This window comes from Arthrobacter sp. C9C5, assembly GCF_013359735.1.
Taxonomy (GTDB): Bacteria; Actinomycetota; Actinomycetes; order Actinomycetales; family Micrococcaceae; genus Arthrobacter.
In genome coordinates this window covers 1-21,041 of record NZ_JABFMX010000030.1, presented here as the reverse complement: position 1 = coordinate 21,041, position 21,041 = coordinate 1, and the positions used below count along the sequence as shown (strand labels likewise).

Below are 21,041 nucleotides of genomic sequence, written 5' to 3'. Positions count from 1 at the left end.
GGTTGCGAGCACCTTGGGCTGTTTCCCGTACTCCCACGACCGGGAGGTCTCCACGTCCCCGGGGTCCGAGGCAAGGAACCCGTAAGCGATGCCGTGGAGAGTGAACGTTGGGATCATGCCTCCATGGTGGCATTCGCAGCAGGCCACGGCATGGGCCGTTCGGCACCCGTCGGGCCTCATATGACGGTCACGGCGTAAAAGCGCCCCCGCTCTGGGGACACCAGACCGTGCGGAGGCGCTTTACGTGGTGCTCTCCGGGCAATTGGGGATCCCTGGAGAACGGTACAAACCTATGCCGGCAAGTTCATCCGGTCAATCTTGCGGCGCCAGCAGCGCGTAAAAGCGCCCCCGCACTGGTCGTGGACCAGTGGTGCGGGGACGCCTCGTTGCCCTTCGGCGCAGTTGTCGATTCCGAAGAACTTGCCCAACCCTAGGCCCCGGAGCTGGGCGCGGCAAGAGGCCAATGCCACCATCTTCCGAGCACACGAAAAACGCCCCCTCGACCACGTAGGGGAGGCGTGGGAGGGGGCGTTTCGTCTTCGTTCTGTCACGCTGGGGATATGACAGAACTAAGCAAGCTTAGCAGTTGCCACCGTTGGGATGCACGGCTACGGTGCCGGGTAGGACGTGGCCTTAGGCACCTTATGCTGGGGGAAGGCCAGCTCCACCCAACAGCGAATCGCCCCGCATCCACCTCTGAGTGCGGGGCGATCGTGCGCTTAGTTGCAGGGGCGATCCCTTGTGTCGTGCATAACGTGGATCGGATCGGATCGGATGCCGCGGCAGCGGCGGCGTGCGTGCCGAGACGGGGTCTTGGCCGAGACGAGGAAGGCGCGGACTACCAGTGGGGGAGTCGCGGCCGGAGCCACCGCCAGAACGCGTTCCAGGCCGCAAGTAGGCGATCCATCGCTCCGGGTTCGAGGAGACTGAACCGATCTATGAGCACCTGGGCCCGGCGGCTAGTAGACGCAGGCGGGGCGACAGCGTCATCAGACCAGCGATGGTGCCCTTCAGGCGGCGGGAATGACGACGAACGGGCGACTTGCGCTCCGGCACGGCGCGGAAGTTCTAACGTTTCCGGCCCGGCAACGACTCCTCGCAGACCGATTTCTTCGAATGCCCCAAAGCAAACTCCTGGCCGATGAATGGTACGTCTTGCTGTGTTCTCACGGAGAGGCAGAGGGTTGACAGCTACTGTACAACGCTCCCGAGAGATTTACCTTACATAACGTCGATTATTGGGCATGAAGTACGCGAGCAGCAGTTGAAGTTGCCACAGCAGGGGCTGGGCTATTACGAACCAATGGGCTTCAATTCACATGGGAACTACGTCACCATCAGGTGTCACGGTCAACCAACACTCCACGTGTCCTTTTCCCCGTTTCGCACTAATGGTTTTCCCTTGAAACTTTGTTTCGCAGCTGACGATACTCTTGCCGTCAACGGCATCGACGTGCACCTGGCCATTCTTATTGAATGCTAAAGATCCGCTGGTGCTCTTCACCCCAGTGAAAGCATCCGGATGTTCTGGACGGCCCCCACCGAAAGCCGACCATGTCGTTGCGCCGCTGCCCGCTGCCACACCTGCCACCATCTCGACGTCACGGCGGTTGGAGAAACCGTCAAAGACCTTCACTCCGGCACTCACAAAGATCACAACAAGGAGTACAACCGCAAAAAATAAACAACCTATGAACTTGCCCATATTCCCTATCCTGGAAGATAACTCGTCAATTATTATCAGGGCGGGAGCCATTTCTCTAAATTTCAAGCTTGAGGGGTGTTACTTCGACCAGCTTTTCCTTCAGAACACTTTGTCTGTTCCCCGGACCTCCGCTTCCTCCATGCCTCCTTCATGTCGAGCGGCGGCACGGCTCATACAATCTGGGCACCTCTCATGGAGGGCCCTTGGTGCCTGAACCGCAGCGATGCCCGGTTCCTGTGAAATTCCCGGGCTTGATCGAGTGGCGCGTGAAGCACGATGCCGCCGTCGCCCACCACCCTGAACGGAGTTTTGCCGCTCAGATCTATACCGCGCCGTTCAATTCGCGACGCTAACGGCCGCACTTGGAACGTTGCCTAAGGCAAGTACTTTACATAAGGTCCATTATCGGCGGTGGAAAATTGGAGGGGAAGTCTTTTGAGAGGTGCAAAAGAAGAGGCGCCGGTCGCAGCTCACTCGCCCCGGCGGCGTCACCTTTTCGCTTGCAGGCAACCGCGACTGCCGACCGTCGGTCAGCTGGTACTTACCGGCGGATCAGGTCATTCGGCGCTGCCGAACGCACGGTCGAAGTTGCCTCATGGACGCCGAACAAACACGGTCATAGTGTGAAAACACAGCGTGATCGTCGCGCAGTGAAAACGAAAGAAGTGTCATGGCCAAGGTTTTGCTCGTCCTCTACCCGGATCCCGTGAACGGCTACCCCACCTTCCCGAAAGACTATGCACGGGACACCGTCCCGGCGTTGACCGACTACCCCAACGGCCAGACGCTCCCCACGCCCGAGGCCATCGACTTCACCCCAGGCGAGCTGCTCGGATCGGTTTCCGGCGAGCTGGGCCTGCGCAAGTATCTCGAGGCCGCCGGCCACGAACTCGTTGTCATCAGCGACAAGGACGGCGCCGACTCTGACTTCGACCGCGAGCTGGTCGACGCCGATGTCATCATCTCCCAACCGTTCTGGCCCGCCTACCTGACCCCGGAGCGCATCGAGACGGCCAAGAACCTCAAGATCGCCATCACTGCCGGCATCGGCAGCGACCACGTTGACCTCAAGGCCGCCAACGAGCACGGCATCACGGTCGCCGAGGTCACTTACTCCAACAGCCTCGCCGTCGCCGAGCACACGGTCATGCAGGTCCTGGTCCTGGTCCGCGACTTCGTGCGCCAGCACCAGATCGCTGTGGAGGGCGGCTGGAACATTGCCGAGGCAGTAGAGCGCTCCTACGACCTCGAAGGCATGGACGTGGGCATCTTCGCCGCCGGCCGTATCGGCCGTGCCGTGATCGAGCGCCTGGCTCCGTTCGGCGTGCACCTGCACTACACGGACCGCTTCCGGCTGCCTGCGGAATACGAGGAGAAGTACAACCTGGTGTTCCACGAGAACATCGAGGCCCTGGTCAAGAACATCGATGTCCTCACCGTGCACGCACCGCTGACCGATGAGACCGCAGGGCTCCTTAATGCGGAGCTGCTGTCCACCATGCGCCGCGGCGCGTACATCGTGAACCCGGCCCGCGGCGCCATCGCTGACCGCGACGCAATCGTCAATGCTCTGGAGTCCGGCCAGCTGGCCGGCTACGCCGGTGACGTCTGGGCACCCCAGCCCGCCCCGGCTGACCACCCGTGGCGCACCATGCCGAACAATGCGATGACCACGCACACGTCCGGCACGTCCCTGCCCGCGCAGGCCAAGTACGCTGCCGGCACGCGCGAGATCCTCGAGGACTTTTTCGCCGGGCGCGCTCTCCGTCCGGAGTACCTCATCGTCGAAGGCGGCACCTACGCCGGCACCGGAGCGCATTCCTACGCCAAGCAGGCGCAGCCGGCCCGGTAGGGTCGATGCGGAGGCCGCCTGCCGCACACCGCGGCGGGCGGCACCGCGCAACCGGCCACCAGGCGCCCGGGCACCGGTAACACGGTCACGGGGGCCGCACCCCTGCACAGACGGGATGTCATGCTCCTGACCCAGCTCGAGTACTTCGTGGCCCTGGCGCGCGAAGCGCACTTCGGCCGGGCGGCCGCGGCCTGCTTCGTCTCACCCTCAACGCTCTCCGAAGCCGTGCGCAAACTGGAGGTAGAGCTCGGGGTGCCGCTGGTGCGCCGCGGGCACGCTTACGAGGGGCTCACCGCAGAAGGAGAGCTCGCTCTGCCGTGGGCGCGGCGCGTCGTGGCGGACCAGGCCGCGCTCACCGAGGAGCTTTCCGCAGCACGCGGGAAGCTCACCGGCACTGCGCGGATCGGCACGATCCCGTCAGGGATAGCTGCCGCCACGCAGGTGGTGTCGGCCCTCACGGAGGCACATCCATTGGTGCGCTCGACAGTACGGACCGGCCTGAGCAGCGAAAACGTAGTGGCGGGGCTGCGCGCTTTTGAAATGGATGCCGGGATCATTCACCCCTCGGCCGCGGACGGCCTGGACCTCGTGGCTGCGGCCCTGCCGGACGCAACCAGTGTCGTGGTTGCCTCGCCGGGAATGTTCGACGAGGCGCTGGACGCCGTAACCGGCTCGATGCTGGCTTCCGTGCAGGTGGGGCTCTTAGCGCCGGGGATGCGGGCGCGGCAGCTTGGCGATGAAGCATGGCGCGACGCCGGGCTGGAAGTACGGCCCGCCGCGGAAGCGGACTCCATCGAGGCCCTCCTCGGACTCGTCGGGTCCGGAATGTGGGCCGTGGTGGTGCCCGAGTCCTCCGTAGCCACCCGGCACCAAGACCCGTCGATCCACGTCCTGCCGCTGGCTGATCCGCCGATCTCCACGCCCTTGGCCGTGGTGCGATTGGCCGCCAAACCGGTGCCGGCGCTCATGCGCGCACTGGACGACGCCGCACGGGCCGTGGTGGCCCGGCCGCGTCCATCTTCACCACCTTCATAGCCGGACCGGGATTGCCGGGGCCGGCGCCCCATCGCAATCTGAAAGGTCCCACATCATGTCACACCTCGATTCCCCGCCCCAGCAAGCACACCCGGGAACCAGGGCCGCCGCCCTGTCCTCTCCGCCCATGTCGGCGCAAGGAACGACCCGAGCCCGCACCTGGGCCTACATCAGACGCACGGTGACGCCCACGCAGCCACGCGCACCCTGGTCCGCGATTCTCGCCGCCGCCCTCGCCGGAGCGCTGACCGTCACCGTGCTGTCGCTCACCGGGGACGCGGTCGGCACACCCATCCTCATCGCAGCATTCGGCTCGTCCTGCGTCCTGGTCTTCCTCCTGCCCGACGCCCCTCTGTCGCAACCGATCAATGTGGTCGGCGGCCACATGGTCTCGGCACTGTGCGGGGTCCTCGCACACGCCTTCCTACCCACCGCGTGGTGGAGCCTGGGCCTGGCCGTCGGCACAGCAATGGCGGCAATGGCCGCACTGCGCATCATCCACCCGCCAGCCGGCGGCACCCCAATCGCAATCCTGCTGGCCCCCGAGAACTGGGGCTACCTACTCACACCGGTTCTGGCGGGATCACTCATACTAACGGCATGCGCCCTGCTCTACCGGGCACTGACAAGCCCTCGCGCCGCAAAGTAGCCGCCAGGTAAACGTATCGACGGGGCCGGAACCGTGTCGGGGCCGGGCCAGTTACCGGCGTTGTTAGGCGATGGGGCCACATTGCGGGAGCACGTAGTGCAGGCCCACCCAAGGAAGCGAAACGAGCGTCCCTTCGGCTTCCGTGCTGCCGAACGGCCACCCCGGAACAGTGACGGCCGGTGGTTCATGGGCTGAAGAGCTGACTGGCATACCGTCTAGTGGGACAGCCATGTCGGTTCCGTTCCAGCAAAGATTCTTGGGTACTACAGACTGAGGTCCACGAGCGTGGGCCAAAGCAATGCGGGTCATTGCTGCTCCTTCGAGGGTGTGGTTTGGGACGAGATGCCCCACGCTAATCGCGATTTGCATCACTGAGATCACTTCTGGGCGCTGGTCCATGTCGAATCCGCGCAGGCCCATCCGCGCTTGGTGCACGCAGCCGTGCCGCGTGGGGAATGTGTTTTGAGCGCCTCAGCGCACGCCAGCGCCGCAGCCGACTTCACGAATCAAGAGGATTTATCGCATGCGCATTCCTGAAACCCCAACTATCGCCTTCCCTGACGCGGAGTTCGCAGCAACGCAGCTGCCGCTTACTCCGGGCGTGCGCCACATCGTTGCTGACGTCCGCTCCGCGGACTGGCTGATGGTCCCGCAGGCCACGGACATGCTCGTGCTCCCGCGATGCTACCGAGGATGGCTTCTCTCCTACGGCGCCAGATCGAACTGGCCACGCACGGCCGGCAGCCTTTGAACCGAGTCTTTTGAGCGCCCGGGGCGATGCTCGTCCGGGTTTGCGCGGGTTCGACATTTGGATGCGCGCGTTCGAGATCATCGTGACGCACGTCACTAGTAGGGTCCTTCTAGTGACCCCGAATAGCACTCGGAGACCTGCCCAGTCGACAAATTCAGGGTGAAGAGTATGTGCCCGGTGTAATTTCGCACCGAAATTCTAAGGATGCTGAGACGATGACGTCTGACATACACCAAGGTGCTGACCAACTCAAAGCCGTCCTGTCCCCGGACGACTACGTCCTTGAGGCCGTGGATATCAGCAAACACTTCGACGGGGTGTTTGCATTGAATGGCGTTGACCTCAAGATTCGGTCGGGTGAAATTCACGCCCTATTGGGCGAAAACGGGGCCGGAAAGAGCACCCTGATCAAGATTCTCACTGGCGTGCTTCCGCAGGACTCTGGATCTATCGTGCTCAATGGCGTCCCCGTGGAGTTCAAAGGGGTCAATGGCGCCCGCCGCGCCGGCGTGGTGGCGCTCTACCAGGAGCTCTCCATTGTCCCCGGTATCTCAGTTGCTGAGAACATCTCCCTCGGCGATGACATGCCCACCCGGACTGGGCTCGTCGATTGGACCGAAATGCGCCGTGTCGCCCAGGAACAGCTGGGCCGCCTGAACCAAGGGCACATCCCGGTGCAGACAATGGCCGGTCGCCTCACGCCCGTCCAGCAGACCATGGTCGCTGTGGCCCGGGCCATCAGGGTCAAGGCCCGCGTCCTGATCCTCGACGAGCCCACGGCGTCACTGACCGATGTGGAAATCCAGGATCTATTCCGGGTTCTGCGCCGTCTCCGGGCAGAGGGCGTTGCAATCATCTACGTCTCGCACCGGCTCGAAGAAGTCTTTACCCTGTGCGATCGTGTGACGATCATGCGCAACGGCCAAACCGTTGCCACCTCAGACGTAGCGGACACGACGATCGACCAGGTCATCTCCACCATGGTAGGACGAAATCAGAATGACCTCTTTCCGGAACGCGGTGCCCCCGAAACCTCCGTGATGGTCGAAACCCGGAGTCTCAGCGGCCGCAGGCTAAAGAACGTGTCCCTGGCCGTTCGGAAAGGCGAGGTCCTGGGCATTGGCGGGTTGGCCGGGTCAGGACGCAGCGAGCTCTTGCGCATATTAGCGGGCGCACAGCGCCGGACTGCAGGCGAGGTACTCGTGGACGGACAACGGTCGTCAGGGCTGTCGGTTACAGCGGCCCTGAAACAGGGGGTTGCCCTGGTACCGGAAGAGCGCCGGAGCCAGGGCATCATCCTGTCCCAGTCCATCGGCGACAACATCGCCATTGCCAATCTGGACAGGATCGGCAAGTGGGGCCTGACCACACGTGGGCGGGTAACGCAGCTGGCCACCAAGTCGATAGCGGATCTGAAGATCAAGACCCTTGCCGCCGGGCAGCCCGTAGGCCAGCTGTCCGGCGGCAACCAACAGAAGGTCGTACTGGCAAAGTATCTGGCCAGGAACCCAAAGGTCCTTCTCCTGGACGAACCCACACGCGGGATTGACATCGGCACGAAAGCAGAGATTTACGCCCTCATCCGGGCCCTCGCAGCGGCAGGCACGGCCGTCATCGTGGTCAGCTCGGAGTTGCCGGAACTGATCGGCCTCACGGACCGGATAGTGCTGCTGCATGAGGGCCGAGTGGCCGGAGACGTTCCGGCCGCCGACACCGACGAGGAAGAACTCCTGACTTACTGCTATGGAAGGGCAAGCTAAAATGACGACAACTGATAACCCGGCGGCCACACGTCAACCCGGGGCCCCGCGAACCAGCCCGCCGGAGTTGTCCGGACCGGCTGGGTCCACCAGCTTCGCCTCCTTGCTCCAAATGCTCAAATCCGGCGGAACGATCCTCGGGTTTTTGCTCCTGGTCATCGTTTTCGGCGCGCTGCGCCCTGACGTCTTCTTGTCGTTCGGCAACTTGCGCAATGTTTTGGAACAAGTGGCCATCCTCGCGATAGTCGCGGCGGTCCAGAGCGTAGTCATGGTTGTCGGGAACTTCGACCTTTCGGTCGGGGCGACCGCTTCGCTGGCCGGTGCGGTAGTGGCTCAGCTCATGATCTCCGGCTACGGAATAACCCTGTCCGTCCTCGCCGCTTTAGCAGTCGGCGCCGTGGTCGGAGCAGTTAACGGATACCTCACGGCCTATCTGAGGCTTTCCGCCTTTGTGGCCACGTTGGCTACCATGACGTCCGTCTCCGGGCTTACCTTCATTGTGACCAACGGCGCCACCTTGTTCGGTCTGCCGAAGGCATTCATGGGTCTGGGCCAGGGGCGGTGGCTTGAAATGCCGAACCCTATTTTCGTTGCCTTGGCCGTCTCACTGCTCGTTTGGTTCGTCCTGCGCAACACCACGCTGGGCCGCCGGTGGCACGCCATCGGCGGCAACGCCGAGGTGGCCAAGCTCAGCGGAGTCAACGTCAGCCTGATGCGCTTCGCCGCCTTTGTAGTAGCCGGGCTTGGTTCCGCGCTGGCCGGGATAGTGCTGACAAGCCGGCTAGCAAGTGCAACCGCCACGAGCGGAGACTCGTACATGCTGCTGGCCATCGCTGCGGTCTTCCTGGGTATGACGATCTCCAAGGAGGGCCAAGCCAACGTCGGCGGTACGTTGATCGGCGTGGGAATCCTAGGGGTGCTCAGCAACGGCCTGAACATTGTGGGCGTTAGCACGTACGTCCAACAGTTCCTCACTGGCGCCATCATCGTTGCCGCCGTGGCATTCTCCCGGTTGAGCAACAAGGGAGTGTCCTGACCTCCTGCCGAGGCGGTCACGATCCACCTCGGCAGTCGCCTGCACCGGGGCCATTCGCGTGACCCGCCATTCAGATTTCACTCCTATATCTCGAAAGGGACCCCATGAAGAACACCCGAATACTGGCAGCCGTGGCAACCGTGCTGGCCTCAACACTGGCCTTGGCCGGATGTAGTACAGGAACCGCGGCGGAGAGTCGCCAGTCCCCCGGCGGCCACACCCCTGTCGTCGCCCTCTTCACCGCTTCCTATGCCACCCCCGCAGTGAAGCTCGGCGTCGACATGTTTAAGTCCAAAGCGGACAAGATGGGCTGGACTACCAGCGTCTCCGACAGCGCCAACGACTACAACAAACTCAATGCCCAGATGCAGGATGCGATTTCCCGCAAGGTTGACGCCATCGTGATGGGCTACACCTCCCAGGAGAAGACAAGCCTGGGAGTCAGCGCCGCCAATGCGGCGGGCATCCCGGTTTTCGCCATCGACGCTGGCGTCGAACCCTACGAGCCGTACGCACTAAATGTCACTAGCGACAACAGCCAGCTTGCCACCTTGAGCGCCCAGTCCATCATCGATGCCAACCCTAAGGGTGGCAACGTGATCATCATCGGCTGGGACTCCCATCCCGGTATCCGGCTCCGCACCCAGGTGGCCAAGAAGCTGTTCGAGGACCACGGCTTCACGGTGGCGGTAAACCACCAAATCCAATCGCCGGGTGCCGCCCAGGAGGAGTCGATGTCGTTCGTGCAGGACTACCTGCAGGCCAATCCGGGAGACAAAGCCCCCGTAGGCGTTTGGGCCGGGTTTGACGCCGCCGGGTTCGGTGCGGTGCAGGCTATCGAATCAGCCGGGGCGAAAGGAACCGTCGTGGCCAGCATGAACGGTGATGACTTTGCCGTTGCCGAGATCAAAAAGGGCGGCCCGTTTGTCGCAACCGTCCTGCAGGACTGGCCCACCATTGTCGGTGACCTGGTCTCGGGGATGGATACATACTTCACCAAAGGCTCCCTTCCGGCGAAGAACTACATCGAGATCGAGGGAACGCTGATCAACAAGGACAACGCCACTAAGTTCTAGCCTTGCAGTCCAGTGGGTCCCCCGATTCCTGTTTCACGGCGCTGTCCCCGGATCCTCATCAGAGGGTCCGGGGACAGCCCTGTCAACACACCTTCCTCAATCACGCCAGGTAGGGGCCAACCCGACCGGGGAGGCACACTTCAGATGAGCACTTGGAGGGACCTCTGGAAAGCGTGGCCTAAAGTAACCGTCGAGCCCCTCCCGTGTCGATCGGGGCGCCCACAATCACTTCTACGCCACGCGGCCCTTCTTTTGTCCCAGATGGCGCTGCCGCTGTTCAATGGCCGATAAGACGGGCTGGGCGTTTCGAATTTTCGTAGGGCCCCAGGCGACCGGCACCCAGGACCACGAGCTCGAAACGCCGAAGCGGCTGAGGTGTCCAAACCGCGCAACCCGCTGTCGTATCCGTGCACTCTTTACCTCTCATTGACTTTGGTGGCACCCGGCGCTGTTACCATCGCATTCAGGCAGCTCAAGGAGGATGTTTGCCATGGTTCACGCGACGACGAGCGAACATGCAGCTCTTGCGTTGCCCGCTGCCGCGTCCGGGGCCACGGAGGCCACCTGGAGCGAGACAGTCGAACGCTCACTGCTCAGCTTCGATTTTGACTTTGACAAGCACCGTACTTTTCACGGGTTTGTGCAGAGTAAACCCTTCGCGGCCATTGAATTCATCGACATGAGCTGCGGCCGTCACGCCGCCTACCGCGACGAGTCCAAGATCAGCGTCGATGAGCGGCCTGACTACTTGATGACCCTGCAACTATCAGGGGAATTCCGCCTGACGCAGGACGGCAGGACTGCCGTGCTCCGGCCCGGAGAGTTCGCCTTCTACGATTCGACCAAGCCAGCCACGGCGATTAGCAGCGACGATTACCGTTCGCTCTGCGTCAAGTTTCCGCAAAGGCTTCTCCGGCCGATGACCGACACGCTCGCTGAACGCACCGCCACGCGGATGGACGCGGACGCCGGCCTATCGCCGTCCGTGTGGGCGCTCCTCAGCACCCTCAATGCGACGGTGGACTCCGTGGCCAACGTCAATCGCCAGTCGACCGTCCGCGGCATCATGGGCCTGGTCGGCTCCATGTTGAGCAGCCAAAGCGCAGGCGCACCCCCCCGTCGGCAAATTGAGACTCGTGACTCACTACTGGAGCAGATCCGCAGTTACATCGACGACAATTTAGGCAAGCCGGAACTGGACCCCCATGAGATCGCCGGCGCGCACTTCATCTCGGTTCGCCATCTGCATAGCCTCTTCCACGACGACGGCTTCAGCGTTTCGGCCTGGATCAGGGACCGGCGCGTGGAGCGCTGCAGCAATGATCTCGCCGACCCGCTCCTTGCCAGCGTGCCCGTCGCGTCGATCGCCAACCGGTGGGGTTTCAAAGGCGCTTCCCACTTCGGTCAGATATTCAAGTCCGCGACCGGGTTCACCCCTGCGGATTTTCGGCAGATGGCACTGAAAGAAGCCCGCTAGGCGCCTGCCGGCAGTCTGCCGCCGCGCGCCCGGGGGTCTAATCCGCACCTCTCCGGGGCCCGGTAACGGCGCCTTTCCGGGCACCGGCGCGGTCCGTCCGCAACGCTGCGCGCATTCGATAGCCTCCGGCACTCTCTTGCTATTTAAGTGATGGGAATCACGCATACGTTAGAGCCAGCACCACAAACTCGGGTTTACGCGACGTCAAAGGAGACACCCACCATGGCCTATGTTGAAGGCTCACACCACGTGACGCTGTCAGTCGGCAACGCACAGGAGGACGTGGACTTCCACGTCAAAACCCTGGGCATGCGCTTCATCAAGCGCACCGTGCTGTTCGACGGCAGCACGCCGATCTACCACCTGTACTACTCCAACGCCAACGGCGATCCCTCCTCCGTTGTCACCACCTTCCCGTGGGCGCAGGCCGGCCTGCACGGCAAGCGCGGCACCAACCAGGCCCGCGAAGTCCTGCTGTCCGTTCCCTCCACCTCCATGGATTTCTGGCACCAGCGCCTCAACCAGCACAAGGTCGAGGTGGAGAACATCGAGGTGTTCGACCAGCGCCGGCTGGCGTTCCGGCACCCGTCCGGAATCGAATATGTCTTCGTCGGCAACGACGGCGACGAGCGCGAAGGCTTCGCCGGCAACGGCGTACCGGAAGAGCACGCCATCCACGGGATCCACGGCGTCGGCATCCACGTCACCACTCCGGAGCGGATGGTCGACTTCGCCAATGACACGTTCTTCTCCCAGGGCAACCTCGCCGAGGAAGGCGACCGGGCCGTTTTCCAGGTCGGCAACGCCAAGCACGGGAACCACGTGGAGCTGACCGCCAACATCTCCGAGGATCAGGGCACCTGGCACTACGGTTCGGGCACCTACCACCATTTCGCCTGGAACCTGGACACCTTGAAGAACCAGGACGAGGTCAAGTTCGGGATCGAAGGAGCCGGCTACACGGACATCTCCGAGCTCAAGGACCGCAAGTACTTCAAGAGCGTCTACGTCCGCAGCCCCGGCGGCGCTTTGTTCGAGCTCGCCGTCACGCACGAAGACGGCGGCTGGGACTGCGATGAATCCCCGCAGGAACTCGGCACCCGGTTCCAGCTCCCCGAGCAGTTCGAACACCAGCGCACCGCAATCTTTGAGCAGCTCGAACACATCGACGTCTAACGGCGCACTACGTAAAGGAAACCAGTCCCGTGAGTGAACAGACGATCACCGCCTCCCGGCTCCATGTCAGCAATGAATTTGACGCCCTCATGGAGCGCCTGGACGCGATCACCCCCCTACTGAAAGCCAACGCCGACGCGAACGAAGCCGGCGGAAGGCTCACCCCCGAAGTCGAAGCGGCCCTGCTCAAATCCGGCGCATACCGCGTGGGCATCCCGCAAAACCTGGGCGGCTACGAATTCTCGCCGCGGCAGGTCATTGAAACCATCGAAAAGATCTCCTACGCCGACGGCTCCGCCGGCTGGGTCTTTATGGCGCTGCAGATGATCACCGGAACCACCGCCGCGTGGCTCGGCGACGAAGCCACACAGGAACTGTTCGGCGGAGAAAATCACGCCCTGATCGCCGGCCAGGGCACCCGGTTGGGAACGGCAGCGAAGGTCGACGGCGGCTATCGCCTCTCCGGCTCCTGGTCCTTCGCATCCGGCATGCACCAGGCCACCCACATCCACACCGCCGCTTTCTGCCCGGATACCAACCAGGCGCTGGTCTTTACGCTCCCCAAGGAACAGGCAACCCTGATCGACAACTGGGACGTCATGGGCCTGAGGGCAACGGGAAGCATCGACTACGTGATCGAGGACGTCTTTGTCCCGGACAACTTCACCTACGAGGTCTCCATCATGGACGCCCTCAACGGCGGTGCGATCTACCACCTCGGGCTGGCCAACATGTCAGGCATCTGCCACACCGGCTGGGCCCTGGGCGTCGCGCGCAGGCTGCTGGATGAGATGAAGGGACTTGCCGGCAAGAAAACGGGGGCCCCCGGCGCCACAGTGGATACGGACCAGTTCCATGCCGCGTACGCGAAGGCGGAAGCAACGCTGCGTTCGGCCCGCGCCTGGACCATGGAGGTCTGGGCGGATAACGAGGCCGCCCTGGACCGGGGGGAGCTGCTCTCCACCGAACAGGAGACGCTCACCCGGCTCGCCCTGAACAACGTGACCTGGTCCGCCCATGAGGTCACCATGGCCGTGTACAAGTGGGCGGCCACGGCGGCCCTTCGCTCCGGAGACATCCAGCGGTTCTTCCGTGACATGCACGCCGGCACCCAGCACATCACCTCGGGCCCGGTGGTCCTGCAGAACTGCGGACGGCAGCTCGCCGGTCTGGCACCGAATGCGCGGTGGGTTTTCCTGGATCTCCAGGACCAGTAGGACCACACCACGTCACACCGTTTGCGTGGGCCGGCCGCAGCGCCGGCCGGCCCACGCACAACTTGGAGGAGCAATTATGTCTATGACATCACCTACCCAGCATGCGGCACGTCTCTCGGATCAGCTTGCCGATGGCCATTTCGAACAGACCCTGACCGCAGAGGATTTCAAAGAAGCCTTCCGCAACCATCCCGCCGGCGTTTCCGTCGTCACTGCCGACCCGGGAGACGGGCCCGTCGGCCTGACGGCCACGTCGGTCTTTTCCGTCTCGGCGAGCCCGCCCCTGCTGGTTTTTTCCCTGTCGGGCCGCTCGACTTCGGCTCCCGCGCTACGCCGGGCGGACACCGTCGTCGTCCATCTGCTCGGCGCTGACCAGATCGGGCTGGCCAAAACGTTTTCCACCAGCGGCATCGACCGTTTCGCGGACAGCAGCATCTGGACCCGTTTGGTCACTGGAGAACCCGTGCTTCCCGACGCCAACGCCTGGCTCCGTGGCAGGATCGTCAACCAGATGGAAGCGGGAGACTCCACGGTCGTCGCGGTCCAGGTCCTGCAGGTCAACATCCCCGATGCCGAGTCCCGCCCGGCCGGCCAGTCCCACCCGTTGGTCTACCACAACCGCACCTGGCACCAGCTCAGCGACGACTCAGTGATGCCCTGACCCGATGACTTCGAGTCCGAAGGAAACGATGCTGCCCAATCCCCATCTTGCCCAGGAACCGACGCTCCACGGGGCGCGGCCCGAAGCCGCCGGACTCACCGTCTACGCCGTTCACGGCCGTGGCCAGTCCCCCACATTCATGACCGAACTGGCGGACCGCATCGGTCTTTCCGAGATCGCGTACCTGATCCCCGCCGCCTGCGATTCGAGCTGGTACCCGGCCGGGTTCATGGAACCGTTAGAGAAGAACCAGCCGAACCTTGACCACGCCCTCGAGGCCGTCGGATGCCACCTTGAGCGGATCGCCGGGAAAGGCATCGCACCCGGGAAGGTCGTACTGCTGGGCTTCTCCCAAGGGGCTTGCCTGCTTTCGGAATTCCTGCTGCACCACCAGCACCGGTACGCCGCCGCTGTGCTTCACACCGGTGGCTACCTCGGCCCCGTCGAACACGGCTGGCCGGAAACCGGCGGGCTGGCCGGAGTCCCCGTGCTGATGGCATCCGCGGCCGAAGATGCCTGGGTTCCGCTGCCCCGGATCGAGGCCACGGCGGCAGCCCTGTCGAAGGCGGGCGCCGCCGTCGAACTTCACACCTATGACGACACCGAGCACCACATCAACGACGATTCGGTTGCCCGCATCCGCAAACTGCTCGCCAACCTTTTGACTTCAAAGGAGTCCTGACATGCCTGCCACCGCCCCTCATCTCACTGACAGCCCGCTCGTCGCCTCCCGGCGAGGTCATTTCTGGATCCCGGGAGAACGGGTCGCGACGCCGGGGGGAACGGTTCAGCGTGCACCCATGTTCGTGGACTGGGAAGCGCCGGAGCACATCACCCAACCCCATCCCCTGGTGCTGGTTCACGGCGGCGGCGGACAAGGTACCGACTGGACGGGCACACCCGATGGCCGTCCGGGGTGGGCGCAGCGGTTCCTCGAAGGAGGCTTTGCCGTTTACATCGTTGACCGGCCGGCCCACGGCCGGTCCCCCTACCACCCGGACGTTGTCGGCCCTATGGGCGGCGCCTTCCCCTACGAAGCCGCCGCGGGCTTGTTCCTGCCGGAAGAAGCCGCCGGTTCCCAGACGCAATGGGGTTACGAAAGGGAAATCGGTTCGGCAGACATTGACCAGCTCGTCGCCGCCATGGGCCCGCTGCCGGCGGACCTGGGCGAATCTCAGGCGATGGACGGCGAGCGGCTGGCCAGGCTGCTGGACCGGATCGGTCCGGCGGTCATCGTGACGCACTCCGCGGGCGGTCCGGCAGGCTGGCTCGCGGCCGATGCACGGCCGGAGCTTGTCCTGGGCATCGCGGCGGTGGAACCGATCGGCCCCGCCTTTGCCGATTTCCCCGGTCTGGGCAGCCTCAACTGGGGACTCACTGCGGCCCCGATGAGCTACATGCCGCCGCAGGCGACGCCGGAGGAACTCCAGGCTGCCGACCCCGAATCCCTGCGGCTGCCGGCGCTGAAAGACAAGCCGATCGCCGTCATTACCGGCAGCGCATCGGGATTCGCCGGGTTCGCGCCCGACGTCGTCAATTTCCTGAGGACGGCAGGCGCCGACGCGCAGTGGCTGCACCTGAAGGAATACGGCATCGAGGGCAACGGCCACGGCCTGATCTTCGAATCCAACTCGGATGACACCATCAAGCCTGTCATCGCATGGATCGAAGCACACTGGCCCCGCGCATGAGCACTCCGGACGTCGTAGAGACCGATGTGCTGATTGTCGGTTCCGGACCGGCAGGGTCATCGGCCGCGTTGTTTCTCTCTTCGCTGGGTGTACCGAACATCATGGTCACGAAGTACCGGTGGACAGCCAACACGCCGCGGGCCCACATCACCAACCAGCGGACCATGGAGATCTTCCGGGATCTGGGCATCGAGGACCAGGTGCTCGCCGATGCAACACCGCACGGGATGATCGGGGACACGGTCTTCTGCACCTCCATTGCCGGTGAAGAGATCGGCCGCATCCTCACGTGGGGGAACCACCCTGCCCGCCATGCTGACTACGAGCTTGCGTCGCCCTCGCTGAACTGTGACATCCCCCAGACCTATCTCGAACCGATCCTGGTCCGGAACGCCACCGTGCGCGGAACGCAGACCCAGTTCTCCACCGAGTACCTGTCCCACACGCAGGACGCGCACGGCGTCACCGTCCGTGTACTGGACCGGGTCACCGGCAGCGAATACAGCATCCGTGCCAAGTACCTGATTGGCGCGGACGGCGCCCGGTCCAAGGTTGCGGCCCACATCCAGCTGCCCTACGAGGGCCGGATGGACATTGCCGGCTCGATGAACATCACGTTCAAGGCGGACATCGCCGGGCTGGTGGGGCACCGCCCCTCGGTCCTGTACTGGGTGATCCAGCCGGGATCGAACATCGGAGGCATCGGCGCCGGCCTGGTCCGCATGGTCCGGCCGTGGAACGAATGGCTGATCGTCTGGGGGTACGACATCAGCAAAGAACCCCCGGAAGTGACCAACGAGGCTGCCACGGAGATCGTCCGCAAACTGATCGGCCTCCCGGACCTCGACGTGGAAATCACGGGCACATCCCTTTGGGGAAACAACGAACAGTACGCCACGGAGCTGCGGTCCGGACGGGTCTTCTGCGCCGGAGACGCCGTGCACAAGCACCCGCCCAGCAACGGGCTGGGCTCCAACTCGTCCATCCAGGACTCGTACAATCTGGCGTGGAAACTCGCGGCCGTCCTCGGCGGACAAGCGGGCGAGGAGCTGCTGGACAGCTACACCGCGGAACGGGCACCGGTGGCCAGGCAGATTGTGCTGCGCGCCAACCAGTCCGGCCGCGAGTTCGGCAGACTGTTCGAGGCACTCGGAATCGACGGGGCCGAATCACCCGAGCAAATGCGGGAGCTGATCGAGTCCCGCAAGGCCAACAGCCCGGCAGGCGCAGCCAAGCGCGCGGCAGTCCAGGAAGCCATGGAACTGAAGAACTATGAGTTCAACGCCCACGGGGTGGAACTTGGCCAGCACTACGTCTCCTCGGCCGTGGTCGGGGACGGCACCATCAAACCGGCGCCGGCGCGCGACCCCGAGCTGTACTACGAGCCCTCCACCTACCCCGGTGTGCGGCTGCCCCATGCTTGGGTGGGTGACAACACTACAAAGCACTCCACCCACGACCTGGCGCCCTACGGCCAGTTCACGCTCTTCACCGGCATTACCGGCGAGGACTGGGACACCGCCGCCCGGAAGGTCAGCGATCAGCTGGGCGTGGAGGTGAAGGCGGTGGTGATCGGCCCTGGCCGTGAAGTCACCGACCTTTACTTCGACTGGGCGAAACTGCGCGGCGTCGAAGAAGACGGGGCAGTCCTGGTCCGCCCGGACAAACACGTCGGCTGGCGCGCCAACAACCTGCCTGCCAACCCCGAATCCGCCCTCCTGGACGCCATGTCCGCCATCCTGAATCGAGGCACGTCAGCATGAGCCTGAACTTTAACCACGTCACCCTGGGGCAGCGGGTCCTTTTTGGCTCCGGGAAGGCCGCCGAGAATCTCGCGGCCGAGGTCGAGCGACTGGGTGCCAGGACGGTGATGGTCATCGCATCGGCGGCCGAGGAACAGATCGCCCGGGATGTCGCTGCAGGCATCGACGTGGCGCTGCAGTACGACGACGTCGCCCCGCACGTGCCGCTGGACAAGGCCGAAAAGGCCCGCGCGGCCGCCGCAGCGAGCCGCGTTGACCTGCTCGTCTGCGTCGGCGGCGGTTCGACGACGGGCCTGGCCAAAGCCATTGCCTTGACCTCCGGGTTGCCGATTATTGCGGTCCCCACCACCTATGCCGGGTCCGAGGCCACCAATGTGTGGGGCCTGACGGAATCGTCCCGCAAAACTACCGGCACTGACGACAGGGTCCTGCCCGTCACGGTGATTTACGACGCCGAACTCACGCTCTCGCTTCCTGCGGAGCTTTCCGTGGCTTCCGGTTTGAACGCCCTGGCCCACTGTGTGGACTCCATGTGGGCTCCGCGGGCCGACCCGATCAACAGTGCCCTCGCCGCGGAGGGAATCCGGGCCCTCTCTGAAGGCCTGCCGGCAGTCAAGGCGGACCCGTCCGGTGTGGAGGGACGGGAACAGGCCCTGTACGGGGCGTATCTCTCCGCGGTCGCATTCTCCTCGGCCGGGTCCGGGATGCACCACAAGATCTGCCATGTCCTGGGCGGGGCCTACAACCTGCCGCATGCCCAGACGCACGCCACGGTACTTCCCTATGTGCTCGCGTTCAACGCACCCCACGCGCCGGAGGCCGCAGCACGCATAGCGGCTGCCTTCGGCACGGCGGACGCGGTCACCGGGCTGAACCGGCTGCGGGACGTCCTTGACGCCCCGAAGGCCCTCAAGGACTACGGCATGGCCGAGGAGGCCATCGGCGAAGCCGTGGGCCTCATCCTCCCCGTCATTCCCGCCTCCAACCCCAAGCAGGCGACAGCTGAAAATCTCACCGAGCTGATCAGGGCCGCCTACTTCGGGACCACGCCGGGCCTCTAGAAAGTTGAAACACATGACCAGCACCATCCCGGCCGGGGTTTCCGCCGAGCAGGAAGCCGTCGAGCAGCAGCTCATCGACACCGTCGTAGCTTCGTTCAACACCACCGACGATCCGCGGCTGCGGCAGCTGATGCAGTCCCTCACAAAGCACCTGCACGCCTTCATCCGCGAAGTCCGGCTCACTGAAGCGGAGTGGAGCAGCGGGATCCGGTTTCTTACCGAAGCCGGGCACATCACGGACGATCAGCGCCAGGAGTTTATCCTCCTCTCCGACGTCCTCGGGGCGTCCATGCAGACCATCGCAGTGAACAACCAGGCCTACCGGGACGCCACGGAATCAACGGTCTTTGGGCCGTTCTTTGTGGAGGACGCACCCGAAATCGCCAATGGCGGTGACATCGCCGGCGGTGCGCCCGGACAGCCCTGCTGGGTCGAAGGCACAGTCAGGGACACCGACGGCAATCCGGTCCCCGGCGCCCGGATCGAGGTCTGGGAAGCTGACGAGGACGGCTTCTATGACGTCCAGTACTCGGACGACAGGGTCAGCGGGCGGGCCCACCTGTACTCGGATGACCAGGGCCGTTACCGCTTCTGGGGACTGACCCCCACGCCCTATCCCATTCCGCACGACGGACCGGTCGGCAAAATGCTCGCCGCCACGGGCCGTTCCCCCATGCGCGCCGCGCACCTTCACTTTATGGTCACCGCCAAAGACATGCGAACGCTCGTCACGCACATCTTCGTACGCGGCGACAGGCAACTTGAAATAGGCGACAGCGTCTTCGGCGTCAAAGAATCCCTGATCAAGGATTTCGCGGAACAAGCCCACGGCGCCCCAACCCCAGACGGGCGTGACCTCGGGACCCGCACCTGGTCCCGCACCCGCTTCGATGTCCTCCTGGCCCCGCACACAGTCTGAGCGCCAGAGCTGGCGCGAACTGCTTGGCCCTCACTAGTTCGAGACGTGTAGTCCCGTGGGCTCAAACATCGATGGTGACGACTGCACGCGACCCAGGATCCATACGGGCGCCGGCTTCTGAGCTGACGGCCCGTGAGACGCAGCAGCACATCTTGGCCGCGGCGTGCTGCTGGCGTTCGCTGTAGAACACGTCCCGGTGGTCAATGGCGCCCTGCAAACCCAGCAGGCGCACTTCACATAGTCCGCATTCGCCCTTGCGGCAATCGAACATCATGTCCACGCCGGCGTCTTCGAGGGCTTCCAGCATGGACTTCCCGGGCCCGACGGTCGTCTCCACACCCAGCCGGGGGACGCGGACGACGAACTCCTCGGGGTCGAACCAGCCGCTGTTGCCGAACGTCTCGTAGCGCAGGTTCGGGACGCTCAGCCCGCGCGCGCCCCAACCGCGTTTCACCGCGTCCATGAGCCGGATCGGTCCACACATATAAAGTTCGGCGTCCGGGTCTACCCCGGCCAGCAGCTCGTCGACCTTCAGCGCCGTGCCTTCGTCATCCACGTGCACCCGCAGCGCGTCGCCGTGGAGCGCTTCCAGCTGGGGAAGGTAGGCCATGGCGGACCGGCTGCGGCCGGCGTAGACGAGGGTGTAATCCGCTTTGATGTTGCGCAGCACCCGGGCCATGTTGACCATCGCGGTGATCCCGATGCCGCCGGCCAGGAGCACGTAGCGCGGGGCGCCCACGCGGAGCGGGAAGTTCTGCAGCGGCTGGGTGATCTCCAGCTGGGCCCCTACCTCCAGGCCCTGCATGAAGACCGAGCCGCCGCGGGACTGCGGCGCCCGGTAGACGCTGATGGCCACGTACAGGCCGTCCTCGCTGGAATCCACCACGGAATAGGAACGCTTGTGGCGTTCTCCGTCGATCGTGAGCATGACGTCGATATGGGAGCCGGGCTCCGCCTTCTTTGGCAGAGACTGGGACAGGACCAGCCGCCGGGTTTCGGCGGTGATGGCTTCCGCCTCGACGACTGTTCCGGTCTGCCAGACTTCTATGTTGGTTGCTGCCATGACTAACTTCTTACTTCTCGCTGGGCTGGACGGGTCAGGTGTCGGTCAGACGGTGGGGATGAGCCGGCCCTCGGCGGCAAGCTGGCGCTCAATGAGCCTGCGGACCCACATGCCGCCGGCGTCGATGTTGAGGTTGTAGAACTCGTAGT

18 protein-coding genes are annotated in these 21,041 nt (G+C 64.0%); 16 read left to right on the top strand and 2 right to left on the bottom strand.

The annotated features are described in order from the left end of the window. Positions 1-1,315: 1,315 nt before the first annotated feature. The gene (locus HNO80_RS17185) at positions 1,316-1,705 is read right to left on the bottom strand and encodes a hypothetical protein (RefSeq protein ID WP_217501033.1); all 390 of its coding nucleotides are present in this window, start codon (positions 1,703-1,705) and stop codon (positions 1,316-1,318) included. Between the two features lie 670 nt (positions 1,706-2,375). Between HNO80_RS17185 and HNO80_RS17180 the strand changes: the two genes are divergently transcribed. From HNO80_RS17180 to HNO80_RS17105, 16 genes are all read left to right on the top strand, one after another. After that, the gene (locus HNO80_RS17180) at positions 2,376-3,557 is read left to right on the top strand and encodes an NAD-dependent formate dehydrogenase (protein ID WP_175324064.1); all 1,182 of its coding nucleotides are present in this window, start codon (positions 2,376-2,378) and stop codon (positions 3,555-3,557) included. Positions 3,558-3,677: 120 nt separating this feature from the next. Continuing rightward, positions 3,678-4,592, top strand: coding sequence for a LysR family transcriptional regulator (locus HNO80_RS17175; RefSeq protein ID WP_175324063.1), 915 nt, complete (start codon positions 3,678-3,680; stop codon positions 4,590-4,592). 127 nt (positions 4,593-4,719) lie between these two features. After that, complete coding sequence (locus HNO80_RS17170) at positions 4,720-5,241, top strand: HPP family protein (RefSeq protein ID WP_175324062.1); 522 nt, start codon at positions 4,720-4,722, stop codon at positions 5,239-5,241. Between the two features lie 523 nt (positions 5,242-5,764). Beyond that, positions 5,765-5,992: a hypothetical protein gene (locus HNO80_RS17165; RefSeq protein ID WP_175324061.1), complete on the top strand. Its 228-nt coding sequence runs from the start codon at positions 5,765-5,767 to the stop codon at positions 5,990-5,992. A gap of 215 nt (positions 5,993-6,207) precedes the next feature. After that, on the top strand, positions 6,208-7,752 hold the full coding sequence (locus tag HNO80_RS17160; RefSeq protein WP_175324060.1) for a sugar ABC transporter ATP-binding protein: 1,545 nt from the start codon (positions 6,208-6,210) through the stop codon (positions 7,750-7,752). Between the two features lies 1 nt (position 7,753). Further along, entirely contained in the window at positions 7,754-8,788 is a 1,035-nt protein-coding gene (locus tag HNO80_RS17155; protein WP_175324067.1) for an ABC transporter permease, read from the top strand. A 104-nt stretch (positions 8,789-8,892) separates the two neighbouring features. Next, positions 8,893-9,864: a sugar ABC transporter substrate-binding protein gene (locus HNO80_RS17150; RefSeq protein ID WP_175324059.1), complete on the top strand. Its 972-nt coding sequence runs from the start codon at positions 8,893-8,895 to the stop codon at positions 9,862-9,864. A gap of 490 nt (positions 9,865-10,354) precedes the next feature. Continuing rightward, positions 10,355-11,341 carry an AraC-like ligand-binding domain-containing protein gene (locus tag HNO80_RS17145; RefSeq protein WP_175324058.1) on the top strand — a complete coding sequence of 329 codons (987 nt, stop codon included), beginning with the start codon at positions 10,355-10,357 and terminating at the stop codon, positions 11,339-11,341. A gap of 222 nt (positions 11,342-11,563) precedes the next feature. Beyond that, positions 11,564-12,517 carry a VOC family protein gene (locus HNO80_RS17140; RefSeq protein ID WP_175324057.1) on the top strand — a complete coding sequence of 318 codons (954 nt, stop codon included), beginning with the start codon at positions 11,564-11,566 and terminating at the stop codon, positions 12,515-12,517. A 29-nt stretch (positions 12,518-12,546) separates the two neighbouring features. Beyond that, on the top strand, positions 12,547-13,734 hold the full coding sequence (locus HNO80_RS17135; RefSeq protein WP_349627387.1) for an acyl-CoA dehydrogenase family protein: 1,188 nt from the start codon (positions 12,547-12,549) through the stop codon (positions 13,732-13,734). Positions 13,735-13,816: 82 nt separating this feature from the next. Next, a complete protein-coding gene (locus tag HNO80_RS17130) occupies positions 13,817-14,395 on the top strand; it encodes a flavin reductase family protein (RefSeq protein WP_175324056.1) in 579 nt (192 codons plus the stop codon). A 28-nt stretch (positions 14,396-14,423) separates the two neighbouring features. Then, positions 14,424-15,077 carry an alpha/beta hydrolase gene (locus HNO80_RS17125; protein ID WP_175324055.1) on the top strand — a complete coding sequence of 218 codons (654 nt, stop codon included), beginning with the start codon at positions 14,424-14,426 and terminating at the stop codon, positions 15,075-15,077. A gap of 1 nt (position 15,078) precedes the next feature. Then, the gene (locus HNO80_RS17120; RefSeq protein WP_175324054.1) at positions 15,079-16,086 is read left to right on the top strand and encodes an alpha/beta fold hydrolase; all 1,008 of its coding nucleotides are present in this window, start codon (positions 15,079-15,081) and stop codon (positions 16,084-16,086) included. Beyond that, on the top strand, positions 16,083-17,849 hold the full coding sequence (locus HNO80_RS17115) for an FAD-dependent oxidoreductase (protein ID WP_249777422.1): 1,767 nt from the start codon (positions 16,083-16,085) through the stop codon (positions 17,847-17,849). Before HNO80_RS17120 ends, HNO80_RS17115 begins: the two co-directional genes overlap by 4 nt. Next, complete coding sequence (locus HNO80_RS17110) at positions 17,846-18,910, top strand: maleylacetate reductase (RefSeq protein ID WP_175324052.1); 1,065 nt, start codon at positions 17,846-17,848, stop codon at positions 18,908-18,910. The genes HNO80_RS17115 and HNO80_RS17110 overlap by 4 nt, the downstream gene beginning before the upstream one ends. A gap of 13 nt (positions 18,911-18,923) precedes the next feature. Continuing rightward, positions 18,924-19,829 (top strand): hydroxyquinol 1,2-dioxygenase, encoded by a 906-nt coding sequence (locus tag HNO80_RS17105; RefSeq protein ID WP_175324051.1) that lies wholly within the window; start codon positions 18,924-18,926, stop codon positions 19,827-19,829. A gap of 61 nt (positions 19,830-19,890) precedes the next feature. On the opposite strand, the gene HNO80_RS17100 is transcribed toward HNO80_RS17105, so the two are convergent. Further along, positions 19,891-20,892 (bottom strand): PDR/VanB family oxidoreductase, encoded by a 1,002-nt coding sequence (locus HNO80_RS17100; RefSeq protein ID WP_175324050.1) that lies wholly within the window; start codon positions 20,890-20,892, stop codon positions 19,891-19,893. Positions 20,893-21,041: the final 149 nt, after the last annotated feature.

What these genes read in the sequence shown, in the direction of transcription:
- HNO80_RS17115 (WP_249777422.1), top strand. Translation starts at nt 16,083, where the DNA reads ATGAGCACTCCGGACGTCGTAGAGACCGATGTGCTGATTGTCGGTTCC.
- HNO80_RS17175 (WP_175324063.1), top strand. Translation starts at nt 3,678, where the DNA reads ATGCTCCTGACCCAGCTCGAGTACTTCGTGGCCCTGGCGCGCGAAGCG.
- HNO80_RS17165 (WP_175324061.1), top strand. Translation starts at nt 5,765, where the DNA reads ATGCGCATTCCTGAAACCCCAACTATCGCCTTCCCTGACGCGGAGTTC.
- HNO80_RS17100 (WP_175324050.1), bottom strand. Translation starts at nt 20,892, where the DNA reads ATGGCAGCAACCAACATAGAAGTCTGGCAGACCGGAACAGTCGTCGAG.
- HNO80_RS17185 (WP_217501033.1), bottom strand. Translation starts at nt 1,705, where the DNA reads ATGGGCAAGTTCATAGGTTGTTTATTTTTTGCGGTTGTACTCCTTGTT.
- HNO80_RS17160 (WP_175324060.1), top strand. Translation starts at nt 6,208, where the DNA reads ATGACGTCTGACATACACCAAGGTGCTGACCAACTCAAAGCCGTCCTG.
- HNO80_RS17125 (WP_175324055.1), top strand. Translation starts at nt 14,424, where the DNA reads ATGCTGCCCAATCCCCATCTTGCCCAGGAACCGACGCTCCACGGGGCG.
- HNO80_RS17150 (WP_175324059.1), top strand. Translation starts at nt 8,893, where the DNA reads ATGAAGAACACCCGAATACTGGCAGCCGTGGCAACCGTGCTGGCCTCA.
- HNO80_RS17140 (WP_175324057.1), top strand. Translation starts at nt 11,564, where the DNA reads ATGGCCTATGTTGAAGGCTCACACCACGTGACGCTGTCAGTCGGCAAC.
- HNO80_RS17120 (WP_175324054.1), top strand. Translation starts at nt 15,079, where the DNA reads ATGCCTGCCACCGCCCCTCATCTCACTGACAGCCCGCTCGTCGCCTCC.
- HNO80_RS17155 (WP_175324067.1), top strand. Translation starts at nt 7,754, where the DNA reads ATGACGACAACTGATAACCCGGCGGCCACACGTCAACCCGGGGCCCCG.
- HNO80_RS17145 (WP_175324058.1), top strand. Translation starts at nt 10,355, where the DNA reads ATGGTTCACGCGACGACGAGCGAACATGCAGCTCTTGCGTTGCCCGCT.
- HNO80_RS17180 (WP_175324064.1), top strand. Translation starts at nt 2,376, where the DNA reads ATGGCCAAGGTTTTGCTCGTCCTCTACCCGGATCCCGTGAACGGCTAC.
- HNO80_RS17105 (WP_175324051.1), top strand. Translation starts at nt 18,924, where the DNA reads ATGACCAGCACCATCCCGGCCGGGGTTTCCGCCGAGCAGGAAGCCGTC.
- HNO80_RS17110 (WP_175324052.1), top strand. Translation starts at nt 17,846, where the DNA reads ATGAGCCTGAACTTTAACCACGTCACCCTGGGGCAGCGGGTCCTTTTT.
- HNO80_RS17170 (WP_175324062.1), top strand. Translation starts at nt 4,720, where the DNA reads ATGTCGGCGCAAGGAACGACCCGAGCCCGCACCTGGGCCTACATCAGA.
- HNO80_RS17130 (WP_175324056.1), top strand. Translation starts at nt 13,817, where the DNA reads ATGACATCACCTACCCAGCATGCGGCACGTCTCTCGGATCAGCTTGCC.